Annotated in this window: 13 protein-coding genes; 1 reads left to right on the top strand and 12 read right to left on the bottom strand. The window is 59.7% G+C overall.

From position 1 onward, the window contains the following. Window positions 1–73 precede the first annotated feature (73 nt). The gene (gene serA / locus CIC07_RS10625) at window positions 74–1666 is read left to right on the top strand and encodes a phosphoglycerate dehydrogenase (protein WP_076356449.1); all 1593 of its coding nucleotides are present in this window, start codon (window positions 74–76) and stop codon (window positions 1664–1666) included. A gap of 110 nt (window positions 1667–1776) precedes the next feature. Here serA and CIC07_RS10620 read toward each other — a convergent pair whose 3' ends face one another. The 12 genes from CIC07_RS10620 to CIC07_RS10565 all read right to left on the bottom strand — a co-directional run bounded on the left by CIC07_RS10620 (window position 1777) and on the right by CIC07_RS10565 (window position 12854). Next, window positions 1777–2334: a histidine phosphatase family protein gene (locus CIC07_RS10620; RefSeq protein ID WP_076356451.1), complete on the bottom strand. Its 558-nt coding sequence runs from the start codon at window positions 2332–2334 to the stop codon at window positions 1777–1779. Between the two features lie 147 nt (window positions 2335–2481). Next, window positions 2482–3924, bottom strand: a complete 1443-nt coding sequence (locus CIC07_RS10615) for a sensor histidine kinase (RefSeq protein ID WP_076356453.1) — start codon at window positions 3922–3924, stop codon at window positions 2482–2484. Window positions 3925–3926: 2 nt separating this feature from the next. Continuing rightward, the gene (locus CIC07_RS10610) at window positions 3927–4643 is read right to left on the bottom strand and encodes a response regulator transcription factor (RefSeq protein WP_076356455.1); all 717 of its coding nucleotides are present in this window, start codon (window positions 4641–4643) and stop codon (window positions 3927–3929) included. A gap of 32 nt (window positions 4644–4675) precedes the next feature. Further along, window positions 4676–5935: a c-type cytochrome biogenesis protein CcsB gene (gene ccsB / locus CIC07_RS10605; protein WP_076356457.1), complete on the bottom strand. Its 1260-nt coding sequence runs from the start codon at window positions 5933–5935 to the stop codon at window positions 4676–4678. Next, window positions 5932–7590 (bottom strand): cytochrome c biogenesis protein ResB, encoded by a 1659-nt coding sequence (resB, locus tag CIC07_RS10600; RefSeq protein ID WP_076356459.1) that lies wholly within the window; start codon window positions 7588–7590, stop codon window positions 5932–5934. The genes ccsB and resB overlap by 4 nt, the downstream gene beginning before the upstream one ends. A 54-nt stretch (window positions 7591–7644) precedes the next feature. After that, a complete protein-coding gene (locus CIC07_RS10595; protein WP_076356461.1) occupies window positions 7645–8175 on the bottom strand; it encodes a redoxin domain-containing protein in 531 nt (176 codons plus the stop codon). Window positions 8176–8251: 76 nt separating this feature from the next. Next, on the bottom strand, window positions 8252–8998 hold the full coding sequence (locus CIC07_RS10590) for a pseudouridine synthase (protein ID WP_076357090.1): 747 nt from the start codon (window positions 8996–8998) through the stop codon (window positions 8252–8254). Between the two features lie 140 nt (window positions 8999–9138). Beyond that, on the bottom strand, window positions 9139–9672 hold the full coding sequence (locus CIC07_RS10585; protein ID WP_076356463.1) for a spore maturation protein: 534 nt from the start codon (window positions 9670–9672) through the stop codon (window positions 9139–9141). 24 nt (window positions 9673–9696) lie between these two features. Next, window positions 9697–10383, bottom strand: a complete 687-nt coding sequence (locus tag CIC07_RS10580; RefSeq protein WP_076356465.1) for a nucleoside recognition domain-containing protein — start codon at window positions 10381–10383, stop codon at window positions 9697–9699. 21 nt (window positions 10384–10404) lie between these two features. Beyond that, window positions 10405–11595: a D-alanyl-D-alanine carboxypeptidase family protein gene (locus tag CIC07_RS10575; RefSeq protein WP_076356467.1), complete on the bottom strand. Its 1191-nt coding sequence runs from the start codon at window positions 11593–11595 to the stop codon at window positions 10405–10407. 138 nt (window positions 11596–11733) lie between these two features. Next, window positions 11734–12195, bottom strand: coding sequence for a GerW family sporulation protein (gene ytfJ, locus CIC07_RS10570; RefSeq protein WP_076356469.1), 462 nt, complete (start codon window positions 12193–12195; stop codon window positions 11734–11736). Further along, complete coding sequence (locus tag CIC07_RS10565; protein ID WP_076356471.1) at window positions 12168–12854, bottom strand: DUF2953 domain-containing protein; 687 nt, start codon at window positions 12852–12854, stop codon at window positions 12168–12170. Before CIC07_RS10565 ends, ytfJ begins: the two co-directional genes overlap by 28 nt. Window positions 12855–12860 lie beyond the last annotated feature (6 nt).

The raw sequence follows: 12860 nt of genomic DNA, 5'->3' as shown, positions 1-12860 counted from the left end.
ACGGCTGCCGCTTCCATGAAGGCGGCGCTGCAGAGCACCGTATGCCTACACCCCATTGCTAGGAGGCAATCCCATGTTCAAAGTGTTAGTATCCGATCCTATCAGCGATTTGGGCATCCAGCAGCTGATGGACGCTCCCGACGTATCGGTGGACAAGAAGCCCGGCCTCAGCGAGGACGAGCTCGTAGCCATCATCGGCGAATATGACGCCTTGCTGGTCCGCAGCCAAACGCGCGTGACGGCCCGAGTGCTCGAAGCCGGCGCTTCCCTCAAGGTCGTCGGCCGGGCGGGAGTCGGCGTGGACAACATCGATCTTCCGGCCGCTACCGGCAAAGGCATCATCGTCATCAACGCGCCGGACGGCAATACGATTACGACCTGCGAGCATACCTTCGCCATGATGATGGCCGTAGCCCGCCACATCCCGCAGGCTTACGCCAAGACCGTCAACGGGGAATGGGACCGCAAATCCTTCCTGGGGGTAGAGCTGCGCGGCAAGAAGCTCGGCGTCGTCGGCATGGGCCGGATCGGCAGCGAGGTGGCCAAGCGCGCCAAGGCGTTCGGCATGGACATTCTCGGATACGATCCGTTCCTCACCGAAGAGAAGGCCGACAAGCTCGGCGTCACGCTGGCCAGCGTGGACGATATCGTGCGCGGCGCGGACTTCATGACCGTCCACACCCCGCTTACGCCGGAAACGCGCCACATGATCGGAGCGGAGCAGTTCAAGGTCATGAAGCCGGGCATGCGGATCGTCAACTGCGCCCGCGGCGGCATCGTGGACGAATATGCCCTCGTCGATGCCGTCAACGAAGGCATCGTGGCCGGCGCTGCTTTCGACGTCTTTGAATCGGAGCCTCCTGCAGCGGATCATCCTTTCCTGAACAATCCCAAAATCATCGTCACTCCGCATCTTGGCGCCTCGACCGTCGAAGCTCAAGAGAACGTCGCCATCGACGTGTCGGAGCAGGTGCTTCATATCCTTCGCAGCGAGCCGTTCGTGAATGCGGTCAATATGCCTCCGGTCGCCGCAGCGGTCATGACCAAGCTGCAGCCGTATTTCGAGCTCGGAGAGAAGCTTGGCTCGCTGGCCGCCCAGATCACGGAAGGACCGGTCGCCGAAATCACGGTCGGCTATTCCGGCGATCTTGCCGAAGTAGACACCCAGCCTCTCACCCGCTATGTCATCAAAGGCGTGCTTGGACACCATCTGGGAAGCGATCAGGTCAACATCATCAACTCCCTGCATCTGGCCAAGGAACGCGGAGTCAATGTCGTCATCAACCAGTCCCATGCGGCAAAGGACTTCACCAATCTCGTCACCGTATCGCTGCGCACCTCCGGCGAAAGCCGCCATGTCGCCGGCACGCTGCTGACCGGATACGGCCCGCGCATCGTGCAGATCGACAACTTCCCGGTTGACGTCGCTCCGTCCGGCCATCTGGTGCTGATCTCCCATCATGACCGTCCTGGAATCATCGGCCGCATCGGAACGCTGCTCGGCACGAACGAAGTCAACATCGCGACGATGCAGGTCGGACGCCAAGCCGAAGGCGGCGCCGCCATCATGGTCCTGACGGTAGACAAAGGCGTGCCGAAAAACGTGCTCGGACAGATGACACAGCTCGACGAGCTCAAATCAGCCAAGGAAATCACGCTGTATTGATTCCTCCAGGTTCATAGCAACCCCGCGGGCGGCTGCCCGCGGGGTTTTTCCATCGGCTCCGTATCCTCTTCTCTGAACCACGAGAGATGAAAGCTTGTCCTCCCCGCGGCTTATCGGCTCCATATGCGCTCGGCTCCCTTATATCTTCCCTCTGTTCCGAAGGAAAGCTTATAGATATCCGGCATCTCCAGCCCTCTCCAGAACTCGTAGCCGAAGCTGCCGTCCAAGGCGTTCATCATCATCGCCATGATATTGCCATGCGTTCCGACGGCTATGCGGCTTGAACGGGAGCTTTCCAGCACTCCCCTCAGCGCCTCCATCCCGCGGAGCGTCGCCATGCGGTTGGATTCCCCTCCAGGCAAGGCATGCTCGGGCTCTTCCCACAACCGCTTCACGGAAGCTTCGAAATCGCGGACAGGCGCTTCAGAGAGCAGCCGCTCCTTGAAGCCCTCCTGCAGCCGGATAGGCTGCGCCAGCCGGCTGGCCAGCTTCTCCACGGTCTGGACAGACCTCCTATAAGGACTGGACCAGATTTCCGCGATCTCTTCATGCTCCAGCAAATCCGCCACTCGCCCGGCATCCATTTTCCCCGCATCCGACAACGGCCGGCCGCGCTCGTCGGGTGTATAAACGGAGTGGGCATGGCGGATCAAATATACGGTTTTCATTCCAGCCTTCCTCTCCCTTCGTCTACCATCCTGTTTCGAACCTTTCGGCATTCCGGCAGGCTCCTCCTCCTATTCGCCTTAAATGTTTCACAAGCAACAAGATTAGAGCCCCGGATTCAACAAAAAAACACCCTCCATCGGAGGGTGTTAAGACATAACGCGATGGCCTTCGACAGGCAGCAGCAGCGTAAAGGATGTTCCGACGCCTTCGGTGCTCTCTGCGCGGATCGTGCCGCCATGGGCGTCCACGATGTTGCGCACGATCGCGAGCCCAAGCCCCGTGCCGCCTCCCGCGCCGCGCTTGCGGGCTTTGTCGGCCTTATAGAAGCGCTCGAAAATGTAAGGGAGGTCATCCGCCGGAATTCCCTGGCCTTCGTCGGCTACCTTGAGCACGGCAGCTGTGCCGCCGGCATCATTCGTTCGTCCGAGCGTAAGCCGGATGGCTGACCCGTCGGAGCTGTGCCGCACGGCGTTGTCGAGCAGATTGGTGAGCACCTGCTCCAGCCTGTCCTCGTCGGCCTCCGCCAGGATGACAGCCTCTTCCGGAGAACGGTACTCAATCTTGATGTCCCGGTCCATGCTGTACACCTGGAACTTGTGCACGACGCGGCTCACCAGCCCGTCCAGATCCACGGAATTGAAGTTGAGCTCCACATGGCCGGCTTCCATCCGCGCCAGATCGAGCAGATCCTTGACGAGCCTGCCCATTCGCAGAGACTCGTCGTGTATGACTTGAACGAGCTCGCGCCGCTCCTCCGGCGAGCCGGCGATATCGTCGAGCAGCGCTTCGCTGTATCCTTGCAGCATCGACAGCGGCGTCCGGATTTCGTGGGACACATTGGCGACGAAATCCCGCCTCAGCTTCTCCAGGCGATGCTCTTCCGTCACATCCCGCATGACGGCCACGACTCCGCGCACGGTGTCCTCCGACTTGAGAGGGGCCATGACGACCGACCAGACCCCGCTCTGGACCTGCAGCTTCTGGCTGAGATCCCTGCCTTCGATCGACACCGTGCGGAACAGGTCCCGCAGCGGCCGGGGCGCCGACTCCAGGGGAAGCCCTTCCGGATCCTCGTCCTGGTTCCAGTCCACCCTTCTCCAGCGCTCCAGCAGCAGCTCTCCGGGAGGATTCGCCAGAACGACGTTGCCCCCCGCATCCAGCGTGATGACCGCATCCGCCATGCTGCGCAGGACGCTCGATAGATGCTCCTTCTCATGGTTGAGATCCGTTATGAGCTCATGCAGCTCGGATGCCATCCGGTTGAAGGTTCCTGCCAGCTCGCCGATTTCATCGGATGAGCGGATCGGCACCCGGGTCCGATACTCGCCCTGTGAAATCAGGTCAGCCGCGTCCTTGAGCTGAAGGAGCGGCTGAGTGATTTTGCTGGATAAGAAAAAAGCGAAAAATGTAGACAGCAGGAATCCGATGATCCCGATGTAGACGAACAGCACCTTGACCCGGAATGAATCCTCGAAGGCGATGTCGATGTATTGGAGCAGGAACATGCCCAGGATGATCAGAACGACCGCCACGAGCAGCATGATCGTGATCCACAGCTTGCCGACGACGCTTCTCCACAGCCATCTCATCCTTACTTCGGAACCTCGAGCTTGTAGCCGACTCCCCAGACGGTCGTAATCATCGAGGCCGCTTCGGGTGACACCTTGTTGAGCTTCTCGCGGAGCCGCTTGACATGGGTGTCGACCGTCCGCAGATCGCCGAAGAACTCATAGTTCCATACATCCTTCAGCAGCTCTTCCCGGGAAAACACTTTATCCGGGCTTACGGCCAAGTAATGGAGCAGCTCGTACTCTTTCGGCGTCAGGCTGATCTCCTGCCCGCCGGCGGTTACCCGGTGCGCGTCATGCTCGATGACGAGATGCGGGAACACGATGTTGCTGCTGGCGGCTGTCTCCCGCGACAGGAACGCTGTCGCCGAGGAGCGGCGCAGGATCGCCTTGACGCGGTAGATGATCTCGCGCGGGCTGAACGGCTTGACGACATAGTCGTCCGCCCCGACTTCGAAGCCTTGTACGCGGTTCATCTCCTCGCCTTTGGCCGTCAGCATGATGACCGGCGTCGCCTTGATCTGGCGCAGCCGGCTGCACACCTCGATGCCGTCGATGCCGGGAAGCATCACATCCAGCAGGATGAGATCGAAATCCTGGCTGGAAGCCATGCGCAGAGCCGTCTCCCCGTCCTCGGCCTCCTCGATTTGATACCCTTCTTTCTCCAGATACATCTTGAGCAGGCGGCGAATCCGTTCCTCGTCGTCGACGACGAGGATGCGATGCAAATATTCGTTCACTCCGTATCAGCTCCTTTTGATCCCATAACGAATTAGGCGCCTGCGTAGGAGTGGAGCCCGGCGATGACCAGGTTGACGCCTACGAGCGTAAACATGATGATGAGGAAGCCGATGACGGTCAGCCACGACGAGCGCTTGCCGTGCCAGCCGCGCGACAGCCGCAGATGGAGGTAGGCGCTGTAGTAGAGCCAGGTGATGAGCGCCCATACTTCCTTCGGATCCCAGCCCCAGAAGCGCGACCAGGCGATGCTCGCCCAGATCATCGCGAAGATGAGCGCTCCGAGCGTGAAGATCGGGAAGCCGATCGCGATCGCCCGGTAGCTGATCTCGTCCAGATCGTCGGGATCGATATCCGTCGTATACGGATGGATGGCTGCCGACAGCGTCCGCCTCAGTACAAGACGCAGGATGCCGTACAGGATCAAGCCTGAAAGGAAGGACCAGATGACGGTGTTCAGCTTGCGGCCCGCATTGATGCCGTTCATCCACGATGGAGCTTCCATCACAGGCTGCTTGATGCCGAGGAAGCTGTCCATATGGACGAGCGTGCTGTTGAACGGCTTGACGATCGGAGGCATGGAGTATTTCACGGTCTCCACCTTGGAGCTCTCCTCGCCGGCCTGGCTGACCTGCACGTTCTCTTGGGTGAACTGGGCTTCATACCCCGCCGCACGGAAGGCGAATACGGTGACGATGAATCCGACGGCGACGACGATCATGAACATCGTCACTTCGATCCAGAGGCGCTCCTTGCGGGAGTCTTCGGACTTGCCGTTGAAATCGATCGTGCGGAGCAGATGGAGCAGCCCCGCGGCGAAGCCGACCGCCAGGAAGGCCTCGCCGAGCGCAGCCGTCGTCACGTGGATCTTGAGCCAGTAGGAGTTGAGCGCTGGGATCAGCGGCTGCACCTCCTGCGGAAATACGGACGCGTACGCGACGATGATCACGACTAGCGGCAGGGCGAACATGCCGAGAATCGGCTTGCGGTAGATGAGATAAATAATGGTAAAGGCCACCATGATAGCCATGCCCAGGAAGGTCATGAACTCATACATGTTGCTGATCGGAATATGGCCTCCTCCGACCCAGCGGGTGATGAAGAACAGGATATGGGCGGCCAGTCCGAGCACGGACACGAGAAAAGCGATTTTCCCCCATCGCTTCTCATGCCGTTCCGGGTTGCCGTGGCTCCATCTGCGGCCGACGATAGCCGTTACGAAAAATAAAAATCCGAAGCAGTAAAGAAAGAAAGCAGCGACGAAAGCAGAGCTGCTGAAATCAAGCCAATTCACGTCCGGTTCCCTCCGTTGTCGAGGCTCTTGGGATCAACCTGGATTCCTGCTGCCTTGAGCGCAGCGGCCAGGTCGGCCCTCATGCCGTACCAGTTTTTGTTCGTATGCGCGCCGATCGTGACGGCGTTGCCGTCCAGACGGAGCCAAATGCGGCGATGCTGCCAGTAGGCGCCCATGATCAGGCCGATCATCGAGATGGCCAGGCCGGTCCAGATGTAAGGCATCGCCTTGTCGACCCGGACGTTGAGGAACGTGGTGAACTCCACGAACTTGACGTCCGTCATGCTGCCAACCTTGATCTCGAACCGGTCGGCGATGCCTTGGTTGAGCTTGTCCTGGCTGAACGCGGCTTTGTCCTTCTGCATCGGGAAGTAGATATACGGCTCCCCTTCCTCCGACAAGCCGGGTCCTTTGATGAGAAAGATGAACGCCGGAGCCTTCGGATCCCTAGACTTGGTGATCGGCTTGCCGTCCTCGCCGATGGCGAACTCCATGAAGTTCTGCCTCAGCTCCAGCTTGTAGGGCCCGAGCTCGTAGTTGGTCTGCGGATTTTTCATCGCCAGCTTGAACGGTCCGTACTGCTTGCCGGTCTGCTTGTCGATCAGCATGGGGCTGACCTCGCGCAGGACAGGAGTGTTGTCATAGTCGAACTGGTACAGCTTGAGCCCTTTGTATTCCAGAGGGCTGTTCACCTCGATGTTATGGGAAGCGACCTGCTCCAGCTTCGGTTCCGGCGACGACGGCCCGCAGTCCGCCAGGCAGCGGTATAGGACCGCATCGGTCCGGTACAGCTTGGCGCGGTTCGTTCCCCGCAGCTCGGCCGGCAGCTCCTCGTCCTTGTAGTACTGGACCGTGAACTTTTCGTTTTTGACGAAAAAGTCCGTATTCTCGATCCTCACCGTATCCCCTTCCGGGACGGTCACGTACTCGTCCAGCTGCCAGCTCGGAATCGCTCTCGCCAGCACCGCCAGCAGAAAAACGATGAGGCCGATGTGATTGATGTACGGTCCCCAGCGGCTGAAGCGGCTCTTCTCCGCCAGCAGGGCGTCTTCGGTCCGCGTCACCTTGTAATGGCGCTTCTTGGCCTGCTTGGCGAACAAGTCGATGAAGTCCTGGCCTTGGTCGGCTTCTCCGGTATAGACGGCCTTCTGCCGCAGCAGGAACGACTCGTGCTTGCGGATCTGCTGCTTGTTGAGCGCCCGGTATAAGGGAAGGACGCGGTCGAGGCTGCAGATGACCAGCGAGGTGCCGATCATGACGAGCAGCAGGATGAACCACCAGGATTCGTATGTATGCGACAATCCCAGATTGTAATAGATGCTGCCGAGCGTTCCGTATGTATCCTTGTAATAGGAAGGCATGTCCATGTTGGAGAGGAAAATATCCTCCTGCGGATAGATCGTGCCCAGCGATGCCCCGATCAGCGTGATGATGATCAGGTAAACGGCGATCTTGACGGAAGAGAAGAAATTCCAGACCTGGTCGATGATCGATGGATCGGCTTTCTGGGAACGGCGTGCCGCTCCGTCGTAGCGCATCTCCAGCAAATCGGTGCCGCCGGCTTCCTTCTCGTCGAGCGGCTTGCCGCAAGCCTCGCACAACACGGTGCCGGTCGGGTTTTGGTGGCCGCATTCGCATTTGGTGTTTTGGAACACCGATGTATCCCCCTGTCATGAAGCTGTGTGCTGCGGCGCTGCGGCGGATGGACCTCAGTCCTGGAGCAGCCGCTGCACGCGCTCGTCGATGTCCGCTTCCTTCATTCCTCCGGCGTACACTTCCCCGATCTTGCCGTCCGGACGGATGAAGAACGTGGTCGGATACTGCCTGAGCTTGTACCGCCGCTCCGTGTCCTTGTCCACATCGCGCAGGATCGGATAGGTAAGCCCCATGCCCGCGACGAAATTCTGCACGGTCAGATTGTCCTCGCTCAGGTTGACGGCCAGAATTTCCAGGCCTTCTCCCTTCCACTTCTCGTACTGACGCTCGAACTCCGGCATTTCCTTGACGCATGGAGGACAGAAGCTGCCCCAGAAATTGAGCACGACGGGCTTGCCCTTGTACTCTTCCAGGGAGACCGTCTTGCCGTCGAGAGTGGACAGCGTGAAGGCCGGCGGCGTGTCGCCCGGCGACGGCAATCCTTCCTTCGACGCAAACAGCGTCTTGCCGATGGCGTAACCGCCCAGGAGCAAGACGCCGAGAAGGATTATGATTTGAACGGGTCTGCGGGCAGAGCCCCTCATGATGTTCACCATCCTAATGAAAGCGTTTCTTATCATTCATTATAGCGCGGAAAAGTTTCCAGCAGCAGGCTGCCTCTCACTTTTTATGAACTTTATGTGACTTGCTGTTCGCCGCGTCGATAAGCTCCTTGATCTCGGAGACCGTCAGATGACGGAATTTGCCTCTTTGCATGTTCTCCAGCCCAAGATGGCCGAACTTGACCCGCTTCAGGCGCGTTACGGGGTGTCCCACCGCCTCGAACATGCGGCGCACCTGCCGGTTGCGTCCCTCGTAGATCGTAATCTGGACGGTGGACTGCTTGCTGTCCATGTCGACGTCGTGATATTCGACCTCCGCAGGGGCGGTCATTCCATCCTCCAGCTTGATGCCGTTCTGCAGCTTCTCCAGCGCGGTTCCGTGCGGCACGCCCTTCACGGTCGCCAGATACGTTTTCGGCACGTGGTGGCTCGGATGCGTCAGGAGGTTGGCGAACTCGCCGTCGTTCGTAAGCAGCAGCAGGCCTTCCGTATCATAGTCCAGCCGGCCTACGGGGTATACCCTCTCCTTGATGCCGGGCAGGAAGTCGCTGACGATCTTGCGTCCTTTCGGGTCCGAAGCGCTCGTGATGACGCCTTTCGGTTTGTTGAGCATCAAATAGATCTTCTTTTCGGATGCGATCGGCTTGCCCTTGACGGCAATGACGTCGTTGGCCGGATCGGCTTTCGTGCCGAGCTCCTTGACGACGACCCCGTTGACCTCGACCGCCCCGCTCGTAATGAGCTCCTCGCATTTGCGGCGCGATGCCACGCCGGCAGCGGCCAGGATTTTCTGTAAACGTTCCACTTCCTTCACCTCACCCCTCATCATACCGATTGCAGGACAAAAGCACAAGCTGGGCGGAGCGATGCTGCCCGATGCGCAAAAAAGCCCGCCCCTCCGGAGAGGCGGACTTGATCGATGGACGGCCTGGCGAGCGGCGCGGCTCAGTTGAATATGTACAGGCAGATGAACACCGCCGCGAGAAAACCGACCAGATCGGAGACCAAGCCGACTTTCAGGGCATAACGGGTTTTGCGGATTCCGACCGCTCCAAAATAAACCGTCAAGACGTACAGCGTCGTATCCGTGCTCCCTTGAATCGTGGAGGCGATTCTCCCGATCATGCTGTCCGGCCCGTAGGTCTGGATCAGGTCGGCCGTGAAGGCGAGCGAGCCGGCGCCGGTGAGCGGACGCAGGAAGGCGAGCGGAAGCACCTCGCCCGGAATGCCCGCCTTCCCGAGCAGAGGCTGGATGAACCCTACGAGGACATCCATCGCTCCCGAAGCGCGGAACATGCTGATCGCGACCAGCATGCCGACAAGATGAGGGATGATGCCGATCGCCGTCCCGAAGCCTTCCTTGGCGCCCTCGGTGAACGTCTCGTAGACGGGAACTTTTCGGTAGGCGCCGTAGAGGGGGATGAAGGCGATGATCGCGGGGATCATCCAGGCGGATAGGATATTGATCATCTGCAGCATGGACTTCTCTCCCCTTCCCGTTGTTTACGCCGGAGGCCGGGCAGCGCCGGGCGGCGCCGTTCCGGAGGAGCGGCTCCTGCCGCTGGAACGAAGCCCGCTGTCAGTGGGATAGGCAGGGGGCATGAGCTCCGCCGGCGGCTGCTTGCGCCTGTACCAGCGGTCCAGGGCGATGGCGGCCGCAGTCGCGACAGCGGTAGCGGCCAGCGTCGTGCCGACGATCTCCGCCGGATTCGCAGAGCCGTAGTTCATCCGGATTGCGATCAGGGTCGTAGGGACGAGCGTGATGCTGGATGTATTGAGGGCAAGCAGGGTGCACATCGCCGGGCTGGCCGTGTCCGGCCTCGGATTGAGCTTTTGCAGCTCCTGCATCGCCTTGATTCCCATCGGCGTGGCGGCATTGCCCAGTCCGAGGATGTTGGCGCTCATGTTGCTCATGATATACCCTAGCGCCGGATGTCCGCTCGGCACATCCGGGAACAGCAGGCGCACGAGAGGGCTCAGCAGCTTGGCCAGCCGCTTCAGCAGCCCGGCGTCCTCGGCGATTCTCATGAGTCCCATCCAGAATACGAGAATGCTGATCAGACCGAAGCAGATCGTCACTCCGTTTTTGGCTCCGTCGAATGCCGCCTGCGTGACTTGGTCCATCCTGCCTGTGAATGCCGCCGCCGCGATGCTGACCACGATGAAAAACAGCCAGATCCAGTTGACCAACCGGCCTCAGCTCCTTCCGCTCTACTTGCCGAACAATACCTCTTCCGTCTTCTTGAGCGCAGCCGCGAATCTCTCGGAACGGGTCGGGAACATGCCGCCCGGGCGGAACGAACCGGCAGGCTTGTCTGGCATTCCGAGCCTCGGGCTGCCGGCATCATAGACGGGAGACCCGCCGATCGGCTTGCCTGCCAGCGACCATTCCAGCTTGCCGCGTTCTCCGAGAGCATAACGCGTCGGCTGCTTCGCGGAGTCCAGCAAAATAAGCTTCGCGCTCAGTCCGGCTTCCTCGCCCTCGGCAAGCGGGTAGCTGAAGCTTCTCCCGGACGCCAGAGGATAGCCTTGGACAGCCTCGCCTTTCTTGGCGATCTGACGCAAAGGGTAATGCTGGAATCCCCAATCAAGCATATTCTGATGATCCTTCCAATCGTCCCGGTCGTTCAAGGTGACGGCCGCAAGCTGCTGGCCGTTCCGGGTCGCAGAGCTCACCAGGCAGCGCAGAGCCGTTTTCGTATAACCTGTCTTGACTCCGTCCGCTCCTTCATAGAAGGCCAGCATCTTGTTCTTGTTCGCCCAGCTGTAGTCCCACGGATCGTTGGGATTAGGCGCTTTGCGGACCTTGGTCTTGACGATGTCCGCGAATACCGGATTGTGCAGAGCATAGGCGGCAAGCCTCGCAAGGTCGTTCGCTGTGGAGAGATGGCCCTTCTGGTCCAGCCCATGCGGGTTTTCGAAATGCGAATGCTCCAGTCCGATCCACTCCGCCTTCTCGTTCATCATGCGGACGAAGCCTTCCTCCGAGCCTCCGACATGCTCCGCGATCGCCGTCGCGGCATCGTTGCCGGAACGCAGCATCAGGCCGTACAGCATATTGTGCAGGCTCATTTTCTCGCCCAGGCGCAAATAGATCGAAGAGCCTTCCTTGCCCACGGCCCGCGGGCCAACCGTCACCGTATCCTTGATGTTCCCGTCTTCAATGGCGGTGATCGCGGTCATGATCTTGGTCAGGCTGGCGATGAGCATCGGGTCGTCGCCCGACTCGCTGTACAGAATCCTTCCGGACTGCACATCGATCAATGCGCTTGCCTTGGCGCTGGTGGACAATGGAGCGGGCTCGGCCGCCGCTGCTCCCGTCCGGACCGTCAGGACAAGAGCGCAGGACAGCAGCGCCGCTCCCCACGTTTTGAATGCCGATTTTGCCTTCAATTCGTACATCCTCCTTGAGAGGATCAGCCAAGGGCCGACTCCCTGTTGATAGATTATGTGTCTTGTCCCGCAATTATGAACAAGCTCTCTTCCAAGAAAAAAAACTGCCCGTCTCGCGGGCAGCGGCAAGGCCTATTGGCCCGGAAATCAAATGAGATGATCGGTGTCGATAAGAGTGCTTTCCACACGCTCTGTCCCGTTGTTGCTGCGGAACATGCCGGTAATCTTCTCGAACGCCTGCGGCACCGAATCGATGACTCTCTCGACGAGATGCGTCTGGTTGTCTAGCGGCACGACGCGTACGCCATGGCTGCCGACGACCAGAAACGCGATCGGCGTAATGGATACCCCGCCGCCGCTGCCGCCGCCGAATGGCAGCGATATGTTCGCCGAGCTTCCCTCCGTGTGGGAATGCGTGTTATGGTCTGCTCCGTCATAACGGATATCGCTTCCTCCCGCGACAAATCCGAAGCCGACTTTGCTGATCGGCATGATGACGCTGCCGTCCGGCGTCTGCACGGGATCGCCGACGATCGTGTTGACGTCCACCATTTCCTTGATGTTCTCCATGGCGGTCTGCATTAGGCCTTGAATAGGATGTTCTGCCATAATCTGACGCCTCCTCCCGTTTTCTTCTTCCGGACAAGCAGCTGCAGTCCGGCAAGGATAGCATAACCAAAGCGGATTTGGGCTATGCACAAGAAACTCGTTGTGAACCCTGCTCCTCGGTATTCGGGCTGAACCGTGACGGCGGGCTTGGTTTGGAGCCGGGTCAGCTGCGAGAGCGCGCCAAGAAGGGTCGACTTGATGGACCATATCATTCCCGTGGCCATTGCGGTCCATACCGCGTCCCCGGTTCCGATGGAGGAATTCCATTCCCATTTCCGCACCTCCACCCTCGAAAGCGTTTGGCGAGCAAGGCCGGTGAGATTCTCTGTCTGTCTCAGAATCCGTTTAGCCCTCTCAATCCACTTGTTCACGCTTTCCATCGTGACCTTGCCGTCTCTGCGTGTCTCCGTGTCCAGGACGCCCTCGTCCAGATTGGTCTGGTTGCGGACATCGACACCGCCGCCGCTCAGCCGGATGAACGGAACGGACCACTTGTAATGGAGAAGCCCGAACAAGGTCCTGAATTCAACGACGATATTGTCATCCTTGCCTGTCCGCTCGAACTCCGCCCGGATCCGCAGCGGAGCCAGCCAAGCGGAGGTGACGGCGATTGCAAGCAGAACTAGCGCCGCAAGCCAGCCATAGGGGTAGCCAAGCATATTCGC

Origin of the sequence: Paenibacillus sp. RUD330, from assembly GCF_002243345.2 — a bacterium.
Taxonomy (GTDB): domain Bacteria; phylum Bacillota; class Bacilli; order Paenibacillales; family Paenibacillaceae; genus Paenibacillus_O.
This window is presented reverse-complemented; position numbering and strand designations above follow the sequence as displayed.

Excerpts from the sequence above, each read along its gene's own strand:
- serA (WP_076356449.1), top strand. The coding sequence starts at position 74 with ATGTTCAAAGTGTTAGTATCCGATCCTATCAGCGATTTGGGCATCCAG.
- CIC07_RS10620 (WP_076356451.1), bottom strand. The coding sequence starts at position 2,334 with ATGAAAACCGTATATTTGATCCGCCATGCCCACTCCGTTTATACACCC.
- CIC07_RS10615 (WP_076356453.1), bottom strand. The coding sequence starts at position 3,924 with ATGAGATGGCTGTGGAGAAGCGTCGTCGGCAAGCTGTGGATCACGATC.
- CIC07_RS10595 (WP_076356461.1), bottom strand. The coding sequence starts at position 8,175 with ATGAGGGGCTCTGCCCGCAGACCCGTTCAAATCATAATCCTTCTCGGC.
- CIC07_RS10585 (WP_076356463.1), bottom strand. The coding sequence starts at position 9,672 with ATGCTGCAGATGATCAATATCCTATCCGCCTGGATGATCCCCGCGATC.
- CIC07_RS10575 (WP_076356467.1), bottom strand. The coding sequence starts at position 11,595 with ATGTACGAATTGAAGGCAAAATCGGCATTCAAAACGTGGGGAGCGGCG.
- ytfJ (WP_076356469.1), bottom strand. The coding sequence starts at position 12,195 with ATGGCAGAACATCCTATTCAAGGCCTAATGCAGACCGCCATGGAGAAC.
- CIC07_RS10565 (WP_076356471.1), bottom strand. The coding sequence starts at position 12,854 with ATGCTTGGCTACCCCTATGGCTGGCTTGCGGCGCTAGTTCTGCTTGCA.